At 52.2% G+C, this 16,171-nt stretch carries 19 protein-coding genes, 1 other RNA gene and 2 pseudogenes; 9 read left to right on the forward strand and 13 right to left on the reverse strand.

The window, feature by feature from the left end:
* The first annotated feature begins 72 nt into the window (after nt 1-72).
* The gene (locus M3A44_07960; GenBank protein ID MEQ6341579.1) at nt 73-1,359 is read left to right on the forward strand and encodes an ISL3 family transposase; all 1,287 of its coding nucleotides are present in this window, start codon (nt 73-75) and stop codon (nt 1,357-1,359) included.
* Here the strand turns inward: M3A44_07960 and tssF are convergent.
* The 6 genes from tssF to M3A44_07990 form a co-directional block, all read right to left on the reverse strand.
* Nucleotides 1,340-3,178, reverse strand: coding sequence for a type VI secretion system baseplate subunit TssF (tssF, locus tag M3A44_07965; protein ID MEQ6341580.1), 1,839 nt, complete (start codon nt 3,176-3,178; stop codon nt 1,340-1,342). The two genes, M3A44_07960 and tssF, sit on opposite strands and share 20 nt — an antisense overlap.
* 1 nt (nt 3,179) lies before the next feature.
* A complete protein-coding gene (gene tssE / locus M3A44_07970) occupies nt 3,180-3,671 on the reverse strand; it encodes a type VI secretion system baseplate subunit TssE (protein ID MEQ6341581.1) in 492 nt (163 codons plus the stop codon).
* 72 nt (nt 3,672-3,743) lie between these two features.
* Entirely contained in the window at nt 3,744-4,235 is a 492-nt protein-coding gene (locus tag M3A44_07975; GenBank protein ID MEQ6341582.1) for a type VI secretion system tube protein Hcp, read from the reverse strand.
* A 52-nt stretch (nt 4,236-4,287) separates the two neighbouring features.
* Nucleotides 4,288-5,772 (reverse strand): type VI secretion system contractile sheath large subunit, encoded by a 1,485-nt coding sequence (gene tssC / locus M3A44_07980; GenBank protein MEQ6341583.1) that lies wholly within the window; start codon nt 5,770-5,772, stop codon nt 4,288-4,290.
* A 3-nt stretch (nt 5,773-5,775) separates the two neighbouring features.
* A complete protein-coding gene (tssB, locus tag M3A44_07985) occupies nt 5,776-6,285 on the reverse strand; it encodes a type VI secretion system contractile sheath small subunit (GenBank protein ID MEQ6341584.1) in 510 nt (169 codons plus the stop codon).
* A gap of 95 nt (nt 6,286-6,380) precedes the next feature.
* Nucleotides 6,381-6,884, reverse strand: coding sequence for a hypothetical protein (locus M3A44_07990; GenBank protein MEQ6341585.1), 504 nt, complete (start codon nt 6,882-6,884; stop codon nt 6,381-6,383).
* A 357-nt stretch (nt 6,885-7,241) separates the two neighbouring features.
* Here M3A44_07990 and tssJ point away from each other — a divergent pair, with 357 nt between their 5' ends.
* The 3 genes from tssJ to icmH are packed head-to-tail and all read left to right on the forward strand — an operon-like array spanning nt 7,242 to nt 10,020.
* Nucleotides 7,242-7,859 carry a type VI secretion system lipoprotein TssJ gene (gene tssJ, locus M3A44_07995; protein ID MEQ6341586.1) on the forward strand — a complete coding sequence of 206 codons (618 nt, stop codon included), beginning with the start codon at nt 7,242-7,244 and terminating at the stop codon, nt 7,857-7,859.
* 38 nt (nt 7,860-7,897) lie between these two features.
* Nucleotides 7,898-9,247, forward strand: a complete 1,350-nt coding sequence (tssK, locus tag M3A44_08000) for a type VI secretion system baseplate subunit TssK (GenBank protein ID MEQ6341587.1) — start codon at nt 7,898-7,900, stop codon at nt 9,245-9,247.
* A 5-nt stretch (nt 9,248-9,252) separates the two neighbouring features.
* Nucleotides 9,253-10,020 carry a type IVB secretion system protein IcmH/DotU gene (gene icmH, locus M3A44_08005; protein ID MEQ6341588.1) on the forward strand — a complete coding sequence of 256 codons (768 nt, stop codon included), beginning with the start codon at nt 9,253-9,255 and terminating at the stop codon, nt 10,018-10,020.
* Nucleotides 10,021-10,118: 98 nt separating this feature from the next.
* Here icmH and M3A44_08010 read toward each other — a convergent pair.
* The 7 genes and pseudogenes from M3A44_08010 to M3A44_08040 all read right to left on the reverse strand — a co-directional run bounded on the left by M3A44_08010 (nt 10,119) and on the right by M3A44_08040 (nt 12,486).
* Nucleotides 10,119-10,363: pseudogene (locus M3A44_08010) on the reverse strand (ISNCY family transposase).
* A gap of 30 nt (nt 10,364-10,393) precedes the next feature.
* Nucleotides 10,394-10,738 (reverse strand): transposase domain-containing protein, encoded by a 345-nt coding sequence (locus tag M3A44_08015; protein MEQ6341589.1) that lies wholly within the window; start codon nt 10,736-10,738, stop codon nt 10,394-10,396.
* Complete coding sequence (locus M3A44_08020) at nt 10,714-11,241, reverse strand: IS66 family transposase (GenBank protein ID MEQ6341590.1); 528 nt, start codon at nt 11,239-11,241, stop codon at nt 10,714-10,716. Before M3A44_08020 ends, M3A44_08015 begins: the two co-directional genes overlap by 25 nt.
* Nucleotides 11,136-11,564 carry an IS66 family transposase zinc-finger binding domain-containing protein gene (locus tag M3A44_08025; GenBank protein MEQ6341591.1) on the reverse strand — a complete coding sequence of 143 codons (429 nt, stop codon included), beginning with the start codon at nt 11,562-11,564 and terminating at the stop codon, nt 11,136-11,138. The genes M3A44_08020 and M3A44_08025 overlap by 106 nt, the downstream gene beginning before the upstream one ends.
* A 35-nt stretch (nt 11,565-11,599) precedes the next feature.
* The gene (locus tag M3A44_08030) at nt 11,600-12,052 is read right to left on the reverse strand and encodes a hypothetical protein (protein ID MEQ6341592.1); all 453 of its coding nucleotides are present in this window, start codon (nt 12,050-12,052) and stop codon (nt 11,600-11,602) included.
* Between the two features lie 21 nt (nt 12,053-12,073).
* Nucleotides 12,074-12,349 carry an IS66 family insertion sequence element accessory protein TnpB gene (gene tnpB, locus M3A44_08035; GenBank protein MEQ6341593.1) on the reverse strand — a complete coding sequence of 92 codons (276 nt, stop codon included), beginning with the start codon at nt 12,347-12,349 and terminating at the stop codon, nt 12,074-12,076.
* Nucleotides 12,350-12,372: 23 nt separating this feature from the next.
* Nucleotides 12,373-12,486, reverse strand: a pseudogene (locus M3A44_08040) (IS630 family transposase).
* 84 nt (nt 12,487-12,570) lie between these two features.
* Between M3A44_08040 and M3A44_08045 the strand changes: the two are divergent.
* The 5 genes from M3A44_08045 (at nt 12,571) to recR (ending at nt 16,067) form a co-directional block, all read left to right on the forward strand.
* Entirely contained in the window at nt 12,571-12,945 is a 375-nt protein-coding gene (locus M3A44_08045) for a nitrogen fixation protein NifQ (GenBank protein ID MEQ6341594.1), read from the forward strand.
* 145 nt (nt 12,946-13,090) lie between these two features.
* Nucleotides 13,091-13,187, forward strand: an RNA gene (ffs, locus tag M3A44_08050) — signal recognition particle sRNA small type.
* A 153-nt stretch (nt 13,188-13,340) separates the two neighbouring features.
* Complete coding sequence (dnaX, locus tag M3A44_08055; GenBank protein ID MEQ6341595.1) at nt 13,341-15,032, forward strand: DNA polymerase III subunit gamma/tau; 1,692 nt, start codon at nt 13,341-13,343, stop codon at nt 15,030-15,032.
* A gap of 112 nt (nt 15,033-15,144) precedes the next feature.
* Nucleotides 15,145-15,471 (forward strand): YbaB/EbfC family nucleoid-associated protein, encoded by a 327-nt coding sequence (locus M3A44_08060; GenBank protein ID MEQ6341596.1) that lies wholly within the window; start codon nt 15,145-15,147, stop codon nt 15,469-15,471.
* A complete protein-coding gene (gene recR, locus M3A44_08065; protein ID MEQ6341597.1) occupies nt 15,471-16,067 on the forward strand; it encodes a recombination mediator RecR in 597 nt (198 codons plus the stop codon). Before M3A44_08060 ends, recR begins: the two co-directional genes overlap by 1 nt.
* Nucleotides 16,068-16,171: the final 104 nt, after the last annotated feature.

A 16,171-nucleotide genomic window follows, 5' to 3' on the forward strand; every position in this document is an offset into this window, starting at 1 on the left:
CGGTTTTTTTTGAAATTATGGGTCTTCGTGAAATCGAGTGGGTGAAATTTAACATGAAAACCTCCGCAAGCCTTGTGGCATCAGGCAAAATGCATCCTGCACCTGTTGCAGAAAATGGGAGGTTTTTTCAATGGCTATTTCACGCAAACCCAAACGCATTCTCGACGCATATCGATTCCCCTGTTTTCGCCCGCTGGAAAAGATACGCGGCATCTTTGGCGACTCCAAAGCACGGATCATCACGCTCGTTCGGCGCTCAAAAAAACGGCCTGCAACAGTTGCGGCAGAACGCGCTCTGGTTGGTACGACAAGAGGCTTCGACGAGTTCGCGACCTCTCCTGTGGCGACACACGTATCTATCTGGAAATCGAAATTCGACGGGTGCTTTGTCGGCACTGCGGGAAAGTGAAACGCGAACGACTCGACTTTCTCGCCGACAACCCACTCTATACAAAGCGATTTTCTTGGTATGTAGGCAGACGGTGTCGCGCCAGCACGGTGTCGGACATTGCCCGCGAATTGCTTCTGGACTGGCACACCGTCAAGGAACTGGACAAGCAATACATGACCGCGCAACTGGAACGCGCCGGAACGCCAGCACCCAAGGCCATTGGCATCGACGAAATATCGATTCGCAAAGGACATACCTATCGCATTGTAGTCAGCGACTTGATCCGTGGTCGTCCCATCTGGTTTGGCGGTGCCGACCGTTCGGAGGACAGCATGCGACAGTTCTATGACTGGCTGGGAGAGAAGAAATCCAAAGGCATTTGTCTTGCAGTGATGGATATGTGGAAGCCCTTTCGTAACGTAACCAACGAACGCGCCCCGCAGGCGGCCATCCTGTTCGACAAATTCCACATCATGAGCCATCTCGGCGATGCTCTGGATAAAGTCAGAAAGATGGAATATGCACGTCTTCAGGGCAAGGATAGGCGCTACATTAAGGGGCAGAAATACGTACTGCTTTCCAATCACGAAAATCTGACACTGGACGGCAGACGTTCTTTGAAGGCTTTGCTGGCAGCGAACAAACGGCTGAACACGGCGTACCTGCTGAAAGAGTCGTTTGGCCAGTTGTGGGATTACAGGAGCGAAGCATGGGCGCGGTGTTTCTTCGAGAATTGGAAAACCAGCCTGAAGTGGCAGCGCCTGAAACCTTACGAGAAATTTGCCGAGATGGTTGAGCGCCATTGGGATGGGATCGCAGCCTATTGCAAGCCAGAGAATAAAGTTTCACTCGGCTTTGTTGAGGGGCTCAACAATAAGATATGCGTCATCCAACGCCGTGCATATGGTCTGCGCGATGAAGAATATCTGCGACTAAAAATACTCACGTCTATGCTCCCGAGGCTCTAAAAAACATGAAATTTACCCACACGATCACGCGAAGAGCCGAAATTATAATTAATTGGGTGAAGCTGTTGGCGTGGACATATGAACCTAAAAATCGATCTACGATATGCGCGAACACATGCACGCCGCTGCCCACAAAACCTTCCTCGTCAATCGTCATACGCACTTCTATTCCGCGCACGAGACACGCGAAAGGATTGCCGGGCAACCAAGCCTTGGCTGCCTTATGCTCAATGCCGACAATACCGCTAATCTGGCGTTGTGATGCGGCTGACCTTGGTAGATCATACAGCCCCAGCATCTCTTGAAATGCCTCCAGCCCCCCCTTGGAAAGAGAGAGATAATTCAAAGAGAGATGCGAGATGAGGCGCCAGTGCGCACCACGTCCTCGCTCGAAGCGATACGACTCAGACGGTTTACGCAAAAAACTGATAGAGCGTGCAATTGAACCACCCTCAAGAAATAAATCTCCGCCGGGTAATCCATAGGTCAATGAAGCGGGTAAATCACGGTTACAACAGGTAAGTTCAATGCTCAGCGTATCGGTTTCGATTGCGGCAGGATCAAAGTCGATATCCACAATAGAAATTTCAGTTTCATACCCCGGGCTTTTAGCCGCCACCATCTCATCGCGCCGCATGACCCAGTAATGCCCTTCTTTTTCCGGGGTTTCATTGTGCCGCAAAGAATAAAATGGTCTAAATTCCGTGATTGATTCACCTTGCGGCGTCTGCCGCACCAACTTTACTGAATCGATGCTATGGACCTCATATGCAAAAGCACGCCGGGAGTCACCTACTACTGGATAATGCGTCGAAGTATGCGTTAAGCGTATAGGATCACCGCGCTGTTTAAATAAATTGATGACAGGGGTGCAGCCTAACAGGACATTATTGGTAGACAAATTGGTGAGCATGCGCGCCATATTTGAATCGGCACGCACACCACTGAGTACTAGATGCAGGACAAAGGTCTTGCAGTCTGCTGGTAGAGCCTTGGCGATATCCTGAAGATTGATGTCAAAAAAATTGAATTTTTCAGAAAAAGAAAAATACTCTGTCAGTAAGCGATAGGCTGGGTGCGAGCGCGCTGAAAAGGGAATCAGTGATTCATCCTCTTCAAAACCAACCGCGCTTATTGGTGTTTTTTTCAGCGAAACCCAGCGGCCCGTGCGAGGTGCTTCAACATAAGCACACACGGTACGCATGAACAAGGTATCTCTTAATCCCGCGCAAAAGGAAGGCTCACCATCAATAAAAGCACGCAGCGCTTTTACATTTAGCTGCGCAAATCCAGCTTGTTCTGATGTTGACTCGACCGTAATGCTGATTTTGGATGTCGCGTTTAATGGCGGCAGCACCGATTCTGGTGGTTCAATAATCGAATCGAACTTGACGCTCGATAAACGCAACGGCGCAACATTAATGTCGTAAACTGTCTTGAATTTGCATGGAGCGCCCTTGACAGGGCGAGTGGTTAATTCCGTGCCACGTGGAATCAGAGTTGGAGTGGTCAGTTGCGCGGCAGCGGCGCTGAAGTCGATGCGAGCAATTGAGCAAGATGGAAACGGCCGCAAATAATGCGGGTAAAGCACTTCAAAGAGTGCCTCCGTAAACTCGGGATAATCGTCGTCAAGCCGCTTTGAGATTCTGGAATTAAGTAGCGCAAACGACTGGATCATGCGCTCAATATGAGGATCTTCACAAACCTCGCCGAACATTAACAAGCGGCCGGCGATTTTTGGATAACGCTCGGCGAACTCGCGCGAATATCGCCTCAAAAAACCAAGTTCGCGTTCGTAATAGGGGAGTAGTTCGTTCATGTTATTCAGCCGTGCGTGTCGAACGGTATGTTTTGCTAATCGAATATTGCAGGGAGGAAGGCTGCAACACAGCATCGAAGCTGACGGGTTCTTGTGCCGGATGTACTACAAGCAGTGCTGAAATTGCAAAGTTAAGGCGATTGATAGACCCTTCACGGACTTCCAGCGATGCAACAACATTTTTCAAACGAGGTTCATGCCTGGCTATAGCCTGCTCCAATGCGCGGCAGATAGTTGCCCTGTCATCGGTACTAGCCAAACTCATTCCTGCAAAGTCATTTAGTCCATAAGTCACTATAGAGTTGCTGCTCTCTGGATAGGGTTTCAGCAGTTCCTCAGGTATAACGGTTCTGGTATTCAGTAAAGCTTCCAGGTCGCGGGCGACAGTATCTTTAAGGTCCTCCATCGAAAGGCGTGTTACCGTCCCGCTGGACAACGCGTGAGCGCCGACGCCCATTAGCCTATCGAACAAACCTGGCGCGAAGCCCTTCATTTATATCTGCTTCATCCACGCAAAAAAATCCGCGACACATGCGTGCCGCGGATTTCACAAAGAAAGTGAAAATTACACAACCTTGTTGGTTGACAGATCCCAGCCGCCGGAGGTGTTACCACCCGAACCGCCGCTGATCTTCTGTTGTATGTATTTCCATTTAACCTGGGAGAATTTCAAGCCAACAGTTTCATTAAGAATGTTGCCTTCGGCTACAGAAGGCGCCACTGAGCTGATCAGCACATTCACTAGATCAATTTCAAAATACTTAATACGCTCCCCGTTGCCGTCGGCACGCATGAACTCAAACTTGGCCTTGGGAATGGTTTTTCCTGAAGAGCAGGTCTGTAACAACAGCGGCGTTGCCAGATCAGACAGCTTGGATATTTCAATAGGCGAATGCTCGCAACGCTCAGCCGTGTGTCCACCGCTGCTGGACGCTGTGGCTGATTTTGGTTGTAACACTTCCCACGCAACAGACAGGCATTCAATCCAGTCTTTGTGAGCACTATCGCTGGACTCGCCTTTGATACCATCAATTTGCAAATAAACGTCAATTGCCATTATTCACCTTTCCACATTGTGTTGTTGAAGCTATTTTTTGGATATTGAAATGTTACGATTTGGTCGATTGAGGTAGCTCCGCGACCAAACGGAGTGAAACGGATAGCTCGTCAAGCTGGAAATGCGGCCGCAAAAAAGACACGGCGCGATATACCCCAGGACGTCCCGGCACTTCTGAGACTTGCACGGAAGCTTCGCGCAACGGAAATTGGGCTTTGGCTTCCTGGCTGGCGTTGTCATCCAGCAGTACATACTGTGTGAGCCAGCGATTCAGGAAGTCTTCAACATTCGACGCCGCGGCAAAGCTTCCGATCTTGTCGCGCATCATGGCTTTCATATAATGGGCGATGCGTGAGACTGCAAAAATATATTGCAGTTGCGCGGAAAGAACAGCGTTTGCGTTGGCAGAATCAGTGTTGTATTTTTTTGCTTTTTGTGCCGACTGCGCACCAAAAAATGCCGCGTAATCAGTATTTTTGCAATGTACCAGCGAAATGAAGCCAAGATCGCTGAGTTCTTTTTCACGGCGGTCCGTAATGGCAATTTCTGTCGGGCACTTAAGCGCCACTTCGCCTTCATCGGTCTTGAAAGTGTGGGTTGGCAAATCCTCTACCAAGCCACCGCCTTCCACGCCACGTATCGCAGCACACCAGCCAAAGTCTTCAAACGCGGTAGTGAGCTTGGTACCAAAGGCATACGCCGCATTGCACCACAGGTATTTGCTGTGATCAGTGCCGTCTACATCTTCTACAAAGTTAAACCCTTCGACAGTCACGCCATCCTTTGGGTTGAACGGCAGGCGCCCCAGGAAGCGTGGCAACGTCAAGCCAACATAGCGTGCATCTTCCGACTCACGGAACGATTTCCATTTTGCATATTCAACGGTGTCGAATACTTTCGACAAATCACGGGGTTTGCCAAGATCACTGTACGTTTCCAGGCCAAATAACTCAGGTGAGGCCGAGGAGATAAATGGCGCGTGAGCAGCAGCGGCAACGTGTGAGATTTGTTCGACAAAATACATATCTTCGGGTTGGCGGGTAATTTCAAAATCACCCAATAATGCACCAAAGGGTGCGCCGCCAAAAGTGCCAAACTCTTCTTCGTATACTTTCTTGAACATTGCGCTTTGATCAAATTCCAGCGCCGCTTGAAAATCTTTAATCAACTCTTTTTTGGTGACATTCAGAACTTTTATCTTGAGGTTTTGCCCGGTTGTCGTATTCTTTACCAGATAATTCAGCCCCGTCCAGCTACCTTCCAATTTTTGAAACTCGGGTGCGTGCATGATGGCGCTCAACTGGCCGGAAATCAGTTGATCCAGTTCAGCCACGCGGGCATCTATGGTTGCAGCAAGGTTGTCGGACACGACTACCGTGCCTTGCATGACCTGGTTTACCAGTTCGGAAATAATATCTTTGGCACGCTCATGTTCAGCCGAGGACTTGGCAACCTTGCTTTTCTCAACAATCTGATCAAGCAAAGAGTTTTCAGTGACCGTAGCAGCTGATGGCGTAGCCGAATGTTGTGTTGCCATGGTTCAGTCTCCTTTGTCTGGGGATTGCTGGCTAAGGGTGGTAAGCTGTTCGGTGCTATTGAGCACTTCATTCAAGAGATCTTCAAGCTTGTCATTACCCGCCAATTTATTGCGCAGGTCGGCGAGCTTGGTGCGGACTTCAAGCAGTTTTTTCAGCGGCTCTACTTGCTGTACCACGGACTCAGGGCGGAAGTCTTCCATGGATTTGAATTTGAGATTCACCGCAAATTCCCCTCCTTTATCGCTTAATTTGTTAGCTACGCGATATACGGCTGCGGGTTCAATGCCTTTCATCACTTCGTCGAAGTTTTCACTGTCGATCCCGACGAATTTTCTATCTTTTAAGCGTGGCTTTTCTATTTCAGAATTGCCACCCAAATCACTTGCAACCCCGATGACGAAAGGTAATTCCTTGCTTTCAATGGCGTCGCCAATTTCTACGTCATACGTCATTTGCACCCTGGGTGGACGCACTTTTTGCAGGCGTTTCTGAATACTCTCTTTTTTAGCCATGGGTAACTCCACGTAAATTCTAAAATAAATTTAACCTAGCAACACAACCCGAACCATTGAGTCTAAGCGACACACATACAAATACTGATTTCAATTTACCTTAACGCCCCAAACGGACTCCCGCTGCCATTGTCCTTCTCGGTGGTGATGGCAGGTTTGACGGCGCTGCCACGAGACGACTTTCCTCTTGCGGGACGGGGCGCGGACTTATGGGAAGGCGTCTCAGCTTGCTTGGCTTGAGGGGAGGGTGCTAGCGCCGCCTCGCCCAGGCTTTCGCGCAATATCTTTGCCAGGCCCTGTGCTTCCGATTTTACTGACCCTGAAAGGTTGTTTTGATTACTCAAATCCGTGAGCGCTTTTGTTGAAAGTCGCAAACCGCTAACCGCAATAATGCTGTTGGATGTCTGATCTTTTGGATCTCTCTGCAGTGCCTCAAGGGCGTTAGCAATGGCCTCACTGTAATTTGTGCCATCAAATTCGATCTGCGCCATTTGTACCCATGGTTTTTTATCTGCCGGGAAGAGCTTGGCTGCATCATTGAGAATTACTAACGCCTTATCTGATTTTCCTGCGCTAGTGGCACTGGCTGCTTCCGCCATCAAATCCGCCAATGACGCTGTGGCCGGAGCGGGCGTCGCCAACACAGGCAGTGTTAGGCCGTCGCCAGCCTTGGGTATGTTCGTGCACCCCCCTAGAATGAGGCATAATGCGGATAAATACAGGAGGTTATGTTGTTTTTTATACATAGTTGAAACTTGTCCCCCAAGGTGTGTGGCGTATGAGTTGCAGCCACTTTTTTATCTTCAGCAGTGTAACTACTGTTTATCATAAAACTTAGGGTGTTACAATGCCGAGGCTTTAGCGAAGAAATTCTGCGATCATTATAAACAATTGTTGCGACTATTAAAGTTGTAATTTAGATGAAACATTTAACTACCCACTAATGAGTTTTCCCAATGATTAGCCCCGTTTTACTGTGTCGCATATTGCTGCTGTTTGGGCTAATGTCACTGGGAGGATGCGCAGCTATTGGCAATTTTGCAAGCAGTTCGCTGGAGGCAATTGGGCTAAAAAAACCAGATATTCCTGACATCCCTAATATCCCTGAAATTCCGGAGATTCCTGATGCGCAAAAACCACCCAGGACAATTGTGCTGAAGTTACATGCCGGGGAGAATTTGAATGCCGGTGCGAATGGCCGACCGCTTGCCTTGGTCGCGCGCATCTACAAACTCAGGCAGAATGGGGCTTTCCAACAGGCAACCTACGACACTTTTCTAAATCCACAAAAAGAGAAAGAAGTTTTAGGTGCAGAGCTACTAGAAGTCAAAGAAATAACGCTTATCCCAGGGCAACATTATGAAGTTACGGAAAAGGTAACGAAAGAGGCATATTACATAGGTGTGGTGGCGCTTTTCCGTTCCCCTGCGGCTCAGCGCTGGCGGGTCACGTTCCCTGCCAAAGAAGCAGAAAAGTCAGGTATCATAGTCGGCGTACATGCGTGCGCCCTTACCGTAGGAACGGGCGCTGTTATTGCCGACAATGTAAACTTACGTTCCCTGGTGCGCTGCTAATTATATGATTAGTAGATATGTTCAATTGAGATGAAAATGTGAATATAAACTCCAAGGTTCTATGGGGGGAGGGGTTGTTTTTACGCCCACAACACTTCCAGCAGCAGGACCAATATCATGAGAACCGTCTGCACGAAACTGTAAATGCTCTCCATCCTTACTTATGGGGTGTGGCGGCCTTGTTGTTGGATCGTGACGCATTATCAAATAACACGCTACGTCTGTCCGAGTTGACGCTCATTTTTCAGGACAGTGAAATAGTCAAAGCTCCGGGCGAGGATGACCTGCCAGATGCGGTAAATTTGAGCGGAATTCCGCTTTCGCAGCAGACGATCACTTATTATGCGGCGTTACCATCGCTGAAAAGTTTTGGTGGCAATTTTTCGCCATCAGGGCATCCCGTAAATAGCTCGGCTCGTTATGCGCAGACCAGCCTTGAAACACCTGACCTGTTCACGCAGGCTGCAAAGGCTGAGCTATCTTACTTGAAGAAGACTGTACGTTTAGTGTCTGAGTTGGAGCCGCGTGATTCTTATGTGAGTTTTCCGCTGGTCCGGTTACGCCGCGCCTCAACAGGTGGGTTTGAAGTGGATCCGACGTTTATACCGCCCAGCCTCTCTATTCGTAGTGCGCCGGGTTTGTTTTTGCAACTGCGTCGATTGATGGATGCTCTGCAAGCGAAGGTGAATGCACTTTACGGTTACCACCGCGAGCCGAGTAAAAATATTATTGAATTTCGCTCGGGCGACATTTCTTCGTTTTTGTTGCTGCACACGGTGAGTTCGGCTTTTTCTTCGCTTACACATTACCTTCATCATCCGGCCTTGCATCCCGAGCGCTTGTATGAACAGTTGCTTGGCTTGGCGGGGGCCTTGATGACGTATTCAAAAAATTACGCCTTGACAGATTTGCCTGTTTACACGCATCAAGACCCCGGCCCCTGCTTTGCCAAGCTTGATTCGATTATTCGTGGGTTACTTGACACGGTGATCTCATCGAAATATTTCTCGATTGCACTGTCTGAAATCAAGCCGTCTTACTACCATGGCATGCTTGATTCCGGAAAAATCAATGATAAAACTGTTTTTTACTTGGCGATAGGTGCAAATTTACCTGCGATAGAGCTGGTTGACATCGTGCCATTACGTTTCAAAATCGGCGCGCCAGACGATGTGGAAAAATTTGTGTTATCTGCGATGCCTGGTGTGAAATTGGTGCATACACCGCAGGTGCCTGGGGCAGTCCCGGTGCGGCCTGATACTTATTATTTTTCAGTTGAAAATAAAGGCCCAATGTACGAGCGTATGTTGCAGGCACAATCTATTTCGATCTATGTGCCTTCCGGTATCCCCGATCTTAAACTTGAGCTTCTTGCCGTTACCTTATGATTAAAATGTCAGCCCCCTCCTTGCTCGACGCACCGGCGAGTCAGCGCCCGGTTGCGGAGTCATTTTCGACTGCGCACTCTTTGATGGATCTGATGTACGACGGTTTTTACGTACTTTTCATGTTGAAGAATCTTTGCATACCGCAAGATGAGGTCACCTTTTCGAGCAAGATGGTGGAATTTCTCGATAATTTCGACCGCAACGCAAAAAAACTCGGCGCTTCCGCCGATGATATTCATGCTTCCAAATATGCGTTTTGCGCGGCGATCGATGAGACCATTCTACGTTCTCAATTTAGCATTCGGGCGGCATGGGAGCGCTACCCGCTGCAACTGGTCTTGTTCGGCGATCACCTTGCCGGTGAAAATTTCTTCGTCAGATTGGATGAGCTTCGCGCCAAAGGTGCATCACATGTCCAGGCATTGGAGGTGTTTCACATGTGCTTGTTGCTGGGCTTCGAGGGAAAATACATCATTGAAGGCACAGAAAAGCTGAAATACCTGACGGCGCGTCTGGGTGATGAAATTGCCCACATGAAAGGCAAAAGCGCGGGTTTCGCCCCGCACTGGGCGCGCCCCGATCAGATCATCAACAAGCTGCGCAATGACGTTCCGCTATGGGTCATCTGCTCGGTCTTCGCGCTTATTGCCGTGTCGGGATATGCGATGTTGAACTGGAGTTTGTCGCGCGCGACGCAAGCCAGTATCAATGGTTATAACGACATTGTGAAATTAGCCCCCCACGCCGCGAACATCACGATTACGCTCCCCTGACATAACATTTTCGCACAAAGAGCACGCCCATGACCGACCCAGCCAACAAGGTCAGATGCGTATCAGACGGGTCTTGAGCTTCCGCCGCTGTAGTTCTGGATATGGCCCGGTAGCCAGGCGTTGGTGCTGTCCACTTCGTTTATTTCTGCCAGACGCATTTCCTTGACCAACCGATCCTGCAAGGTTGATTGGCGCGTTCCACACGTCCCTTGGCTTGCGGGCAGTGGGCGTGGATACGTTCGATTCCGAGTTTCATCGCTGCCTGTGAGAGCTGAGGTTTGGCTTCCGGGTCACCCTCCTTGGCATTGACGCGGAAAATGCTGTGTTTATTGCTGTAAAGTGCTACGTAAACGCTCCACAAACCCCAACCTATTCAGGTTGTCATTTCGCTGGTTAAATCCAGTGCATGCAAATTCCACGGCAACAGCGCTTCAATTTCTTCCACCGTCCTGGCGGCGGGCAAGTCACGCATGACGCGGCGCAACCAGGCGTAGGACTCCTGGCCATTGGCCTTGGCCGTCTGCAGCAGCGAGTAAATAATAGCGCTGGCGTTGGCACCGGCAGGCGTGTCGCTAAACAGCCATGCTTTGCGACCGATCACGAACTGGCGAATCGCATTTTCGCAGGGGTTGTTGTACCCCGGAGGGTAGGCTGCGCGCTCGATCGGCAGATCGCCGCGTTCCGTGTAGCGCGTCAGCATGCTCCAGTAGTCGCGCATATTAAGACAGTGCCGTACGGAGCGCACTTTTGGGCGCGACCCCCTGGCAGTGTTTTCCCCAGCCAGGCATGCAGTTCATCCAGTACCGGCAGACTGTGTTTCTGGCGTGCCAGGAAGCGCACGTCATCGGCGGATGCTTTGTGCTCATGCTCTATGCCGTACAGTCTGCCGATCAGGGCGACCGCCTCATCGGCACGGCCCTTCTTGCCCTTGGGTTGCACGCGAGTAGCCTCGGCAAAGCGCCGTCGTACATGCGCCCAGCACACCAGACGCTCAATGCCCTCGGTTTTGGCCAACGGGTTGTAGCCGTCATAGCCATCGGTCATCAGATAGCCTTGATAGCCCTGCAGCAGGCGCAGCGGCACCTCGCTACTGCGACTCGGGTCGTAGTCATAGATCACCACCGGCTTGCCAGGCGGGCCGCCGGTTTGCACCCACATGTAACTATTGGACGTCGGACTCTTGCCTTTTTCTTTGAGCACCTGCACCACGGTTTCGTCCATATCACCGTGAAGGTGACAATGTGCATGAACGGGCCCTCAAACAAGGTATCGCGCATCAGGTTGTGCAGCGGTTGCAGCAGTTGACTGGCGCCGATCACCCAGCGCGCCAGCGGCAAGCCATCGATGAACTTGACGATCAACAGCATGGCGAGAAAGTCGGGGCTGGCGTTGCTCTTGGGCAGTGGCTGTGGCGGCAATGGCGCGGTGACCGGCGCATGGATACTGTCGGGGCAGCCATAACGGGGGCGTATGTGACGCAGCACGCGTATTTGCATCGGCACGATGTCGAGCTGTTCGCTGACCTCCTGGCCGATCACCACCATGGGCGTGCCGCAGGGACAGGTGCGCAGGGCTTCAGCTATATCGTGTACGATCTCGACGCGCGGCAACTCGGTCGGCAACGGCGCCCGCTTGCCGCGCGCCTTAACTGCGGGCATGTTCTTGCCTGCGTCTGAAACCGCAGTCTCGGGTGGAATCGGCGCGAGGTCTTGCGCCTCGGGGTCGACTCTGCCGCCAGGACTTCGGCCTCATCGAACCAGCGTCCTTGGCCAGATATTTTTTCTGAGCTGACGCCAAATTGGCGGTGACGCGCCAGAATCATCTGTTCGACGAGGCGGTTGACGTAGTCACGCACCTGGCTCTCGAACGAATCAATGGCGGCGTGCTGCGCGGCAAGGTGCGCTGCCTGCTGTGCATGTAGCAATGCCGTCCATGCTGCATCATCCCCGGTCGGTAACACCTCGGGTAATCTGACCTCTGGAAAGGTGAGTTTAGGGGGGTAAAGTAAGGATTTTGGTATGGCTGAATGCATGCCATATGCTACCAAAAATCCTTATGAAACAGAAGCATAATCCAGCGTTTTGTGCGGTTTATTTGCCCATAAATCAAAGCCTTCCAGCAGCCATTCGAACTCGTGCGGACTGATCATTTGCGTAGCCGATTCATTGTCGCGCGGCCAGGCGAATTTCTCCGCCTCCGGGCGTTTGGGCCACAGACAAAAGCCATTGCGATGCCAGTACAACACCTTGATCTTGGTGCGCTGGCGATTGATGAACACATAGAGCGCGCTGCCGAGCCCGCCAGGCGTGATTGTGCATAACGTCCGCACCAGCGCGAAACTTGCACGCGCCCCACACCTACTTGCATTGCGATATCCTTGTTCTGCAACCCTTGTGATGCCAGCAGTACAATACGTGCTCTCTGTGCCAACCTTACGCTGGTGCGCCTGGAGCGAACAAGCTTCATTAGCTCGGCTCGCTCTTCGTCTGTCAGTTCAATTTGCGGGGCAACTCTCATTCATGTTCTCCTCTCTGGGATAGCAACAGAGAGTTGGAGAATCGGCGATATAATAAGTTCCATCAAGAATGCAACACTACACTAGAGCATCGCAGAGATATTAATAATGAGACTGAGTGGTTAGCCCGAGCCATTGCCACAGCCTGTTTGGGTAATAACCACTTATGGCAGGATCTTGGGCTGCCTAATCGCCAAACACTTTCCGACATTCTTGAAATAAATTTCACTACTCTTTTCGAAAAAAATATCGGCAACATGAAGATGAAAAAATTCTTCTACAAGCAACTGTGCGAGAGCATCGGCGTTCATGTCTGCAAGGCGCCAAGTTGTGGGGTCTGTCGTGACTATGCGAAGTGCTTTGGGCCGGAGGATGCTAGTCCCGCCACGCCGTTGAATTTCGTGGCGTAGATTTGAGTTGTATTTTTTGATGGAAGCTGATAAATTAAGACGCTGCACCAATTGGTGGGATATTCATATATCTTATTGTTTTATGGTGATTTTTGTAGGTTCGGGTTCTTTTTGTTCCCCATCTTGTCTGTTCAATGGTGGCTCGCGCCGGTCTTCCCGCAATGATACGCTGCAAACCCCGCCAGGCCCGGAAGGGAGCAACGGTAGCAGCGGATTCGTGTGCCGGGGTTCGGCGGGCGCGGGCCGCCGCCTTTTTAGGTTTTTAATCCCGGATAGGCTCTTAAAGTAGGTTGGGTCAAGCGTAGCGGACCCAACCTAACCCAACAATACTCCTTGCAACTCTCCTCGAAAGTGTCTCGAATCATCCTCCGCTTTGTGTTATTTTTAGTCCCTCTATGAGCTATCAAGTCCTGGCACGTAAATGGCGTCCCCACGCGTTCCGCGAGATGGTGGGGCAGATGCATGTCCTGCGCGCGTTGATCAACGCCCTCGACAATGATCGCCTGCACCACGCTTATCTCTTTACCGGCACACGCGGTGTGGGCAAGACCACGATTGCGCGCATTTTTGCCAAATCGCTGAACTGCGAGGCGGGAGTCAGCTCGACTCCGTGCGGAGTCTGCGGCGCCTGCCGAGAGATCGATGAAGGGAGATTTGTTGATTTGATCGAGGTCGACGCTGCCTCGCGCACCAAGGTGGAGGATACCCGCGACCTGCTGGAGAATGTCCAGTATGCGCCAACGCGCGGCCGTTATAAGGTGTACCTCATCGATGAAGTGCACATGCTCTCCACGCACAGCTTCAACGCTCTGCTCAAGACGCTCGAAGAACCGCCGCCTCATGTCAAGTTCCTGTTGGCAACCACCGACCCCCAGCGCCTGCCGGCGACCATCCTTTCCCGTTGCTTGCAATTCAACCTGAAGCGCTTGCCGATCGATATGATTCAGCAACACCTTGCACATATCCTGGAAAAGGAAGGGATCAGCGGTGACACCCCCGCGTTGATGCAGATCGCCCGCGCCGCTGACGGTAGTCTGCGCGACGCATTGAGCCTGCTGGATCAGTCCATCGCCTATGGTGGTGGTAGTGTGCTGGAAAGCGAAGTTCGCGCCATGCTCGGCACTATCGAGCAGGGGCACGTGCTGGAATTGGCGGAAGCGTTGGTGGGGGGGGATGCCCAAGCGGTGCTGGAGCGGATTCACAGCCTCGCCGAACAATCCCCCGATTTCGCCGGGGTGCTGGCTGAGCTGATTTCGTTGCTGCACCGTGTCGCACTGGCCCAGGTCGTGCCTGCGGCGGTGGACGACAGCCTGGGTGACCGTGATGCCGTACTGCGCCTGGCGGGTGCGTTGTCTTCCGAGGATGTGCAGTTGTTTTACCAGATTGGCCTGATCGGGCGGCGTGATTTTCCGCTCGTGCCAGACCCGCGCAGCGGCCTGGAAATGGTGCTGCTGCGCATGCTGGCGTTTCGCCCTGTGGATGTAAAAAAATCGGCGGATGTTCCATACCTTGCTTTACCTGCGGTACACAATGGTGTGCAAGAGCCGCAGGCGCGGTCGGCGGTGGCCGCCGCTCCGTCGCATCAAGCAGCGACGCCTGCACCATCATCACCAGCGCCCCAGGCAAGACCCGCTCTGGCAATTCCTGTTACCCCGCAGCGCTCGGCAGCCGTGGATGTCGCCGAGGCGAGCCTGAAATCCGTCGCGGCATTCGGCAATGAATGGGCGACGGTCGTGGAGGCGCTCAAGCTGGATGGCATGGCGCGGCAACTCGCAGCCAACTGCACGCTCAGCAACCGGGATGGACAAACTTTTTTTCTGGCCCTGGCGCCCACCCATGTCACGCTGCGTAATAAAAAGCTGGAGGATCGCTTGCAGCAGGCGTTGGCCCAGTATTATGGCGCGCCAGTCAACGTGGTGGTCGAGATCGGCGCGTCCCAAGCCGAGACGCCCGCACTGCTCAAGGAGCAGCGCGACCTTGATCGTCAGCAGGCTGCCGTCCAGGCGATCAATGATGATGCCAATGTCCGCGCGCTGCATGAAACCTTCAACGCGCGCGTAGTGCCGGATTCAATACAACCTGTGTAGTATTAAGGAAACTCTGAAAAATCCATCCTTGGATTTTTCAGAGACGAAAACCAAAAAAATGTGATTTTTGTTTTTCTTCCGTGTTTATAACCAATATCAAGAGGATATCGCAATGATAAAAGGTGGTCTTGGCAACCTGATGAAACAGGCCCAGAAGATGCAGGAAAACATGCAAAAGGCCCAGGAAGAGCTCGCCAACATGGAAGTAACCGGCCAGGCGGGTGGTGGCATGGTCAGTGTGGTGATGACCGGTCGACACGATGTCAAGCGCGTCAGCATTGACGACAGCCTGATGAAGGACGATAAAGAAATGCTGGAAGACCTGCTCGCAGCCGCCGTCAACGATGCCGTGCGTCAGGTGGAGAAGCGTTCGCAGGATAAAATGTCCGGCATGACGGCGGGGATGGGCCTGCCACCCGGATTCAAGATGCCGTTTTAATGACGGACGACTCCCTGATCGGACAGTTGATCACAGCCCTGCGCTGCCTGCCCGGTGTCGGCCCCAAGTCGGCGCAGCGCATGGCGTTCCACCTGCTGGAGCGTGACCGCGCCGGTGCGCGTCGGCTTGCTCACACATTGAGTGCGGCGGCAGACAAGGTGGGTCATTGCACCTGCTGCCGCACCTTGAGCGAAACGGATCTCTGCCGGCTCTGTGCGGGCAGCAGCCGTGACCGCGCACAGTTATGCATCGTCGAGTCACCGGGGGATGTGCAGGCCATCGAGCGATCCGGCACGTATAAAGGTTTGTACTTTGTGCTGATGGGCCACCTTTCGCCGCTGGACGGTATCGGCCCCAAGGAAATCGGCCTTGACCAGCTTGTCATGCGCCTTGATAGCGGGGGCGTCAAAGAGGTGATACTCGCCACCAATTCCACAGTAGAAGGCGAGGCCACCGCCCACTACATTGCCGAGCTGGTACGCAAACGTGGCATCAAGGCCGCCCGCATCGCCCATGGCGTGCCGCTCGGCGGCGAGCTTGAATATGTCGATGGCGGCACCCTGGTTCACGCTTTTGCCGGGCGGAGAGAAATGTAGCGTGAGTTTTTGCCGCCTATGCTAGACCCAATTCGCCAGCCTCTCTAGGGTGCGCCGTGCGCACCCTACATTTGAAGGCGCGCTGCATCCATGTGGTCGTTTGT

Source organism: Gammaproteobacteria bacterium (assembly GCA_040183005.1).
Taxonomy (GTDB): domain Bacteria; phylum Pseudomonadota; class Gammaproteobacteria.

Coding starts and splice junctions, on each gene's coding strand:
- tssB (MEQ6341584.1), bottom strand. CDS start 6,285: ATGGCTAAAAAAGAGAGTATTCAGAAACGCCTGCAAAAAGTGCGTCCA.
- M3A44_07975 (MEQ6341582.1), bottom strand. CDS start 4,235: ATGGCAATTGACGTTTATTTGCAAATTGATGGTATCAAAGGCGAGTCC.
- tssF (MEQ6341580.1), bottom strand. CDS start 3,178: ATGAACGAACTACTCCCCTATTACGAACGCGAACTTGGTTTTTTGAGG.
- recR (MEQ6341597.1), top strand. CDS start 15,471: ATGACGGACGACTCCCTGATCGGACAGTTGATCACAGCCCTGCGCTGC.
- tssJ (MEQ6341586.1), top strand. CDS start 7,242: ATGATTAGCCCCGTTTTACTGTGTCGCATATTGCTGCTGTTTGGGCTA.
- M3A44_08025 (MEQ6341591.1), bottom strand. CDS start 11,564: ATGGTGGTGATCGGCCAGGAGGTCAGCGAACAGCTCGACATCGTGCCG.
- tssC (MEQ6341583.1), bottom strand. CDS start 5,772: ATGGCAACACAACATTCGGCTACGCCATCAGCTGCTACGGTCACTGAA.
- M3A44_08020 (MEQ6341590.1), bottom strand. CDS start 11,241: ATGGACGAAACCGTGGTGCAGGTGCTCAAAGAAAAAGGCAAGAGTCCG.
- dnaX (MEQ6341595.1), top strand. CDS start 13,341: ATGAGCTATCAAGTCCTGGCACGTAAATGGCGTCCCCACGCGTTCCGC.
- icmH (MEQ6341588.1), top strand. CDS start 9,253: ATGTCAGCCCCCTCCTTGCTCGACGCACCGGCGAGTCAGCGCCCGGTT.
- M3A44_08015 (MEQ6341589.1), bottom strand. CDS start 10,738: ATGCGCGACTACTGGAGCATGCTGACGCGCTACACGGAACGCGGCGAT.
- M3A44_07990 (MEQ6341585.1), bottom strand. CDS start 6,884: ATGGCGGAAGCAGCCAGTGCCACTAGCGCAGGAAAATCAGATAAGGCG.
- M3A44_08030 (MEQ6341592.1), bottom strand. CDS start 12,052: ATGCATTCAGCCATACCAAAATCCTTACTTTACCCCCCTAAACTCACC.
- M3A44_08060 (MEQ6341596.1), top strand. CDS start 15,145: ATGATAAAAGGTGGTCTTGGCAACCTGATGAAACAGGCCCAGAAGATG.
- tssE (MEQ6341581.1), bottom strand. CDS start 3,671: ATGAAGGGCTTCGCGCCAGGTTTGTTCGATAGGCTAATGGGCGTCGGC.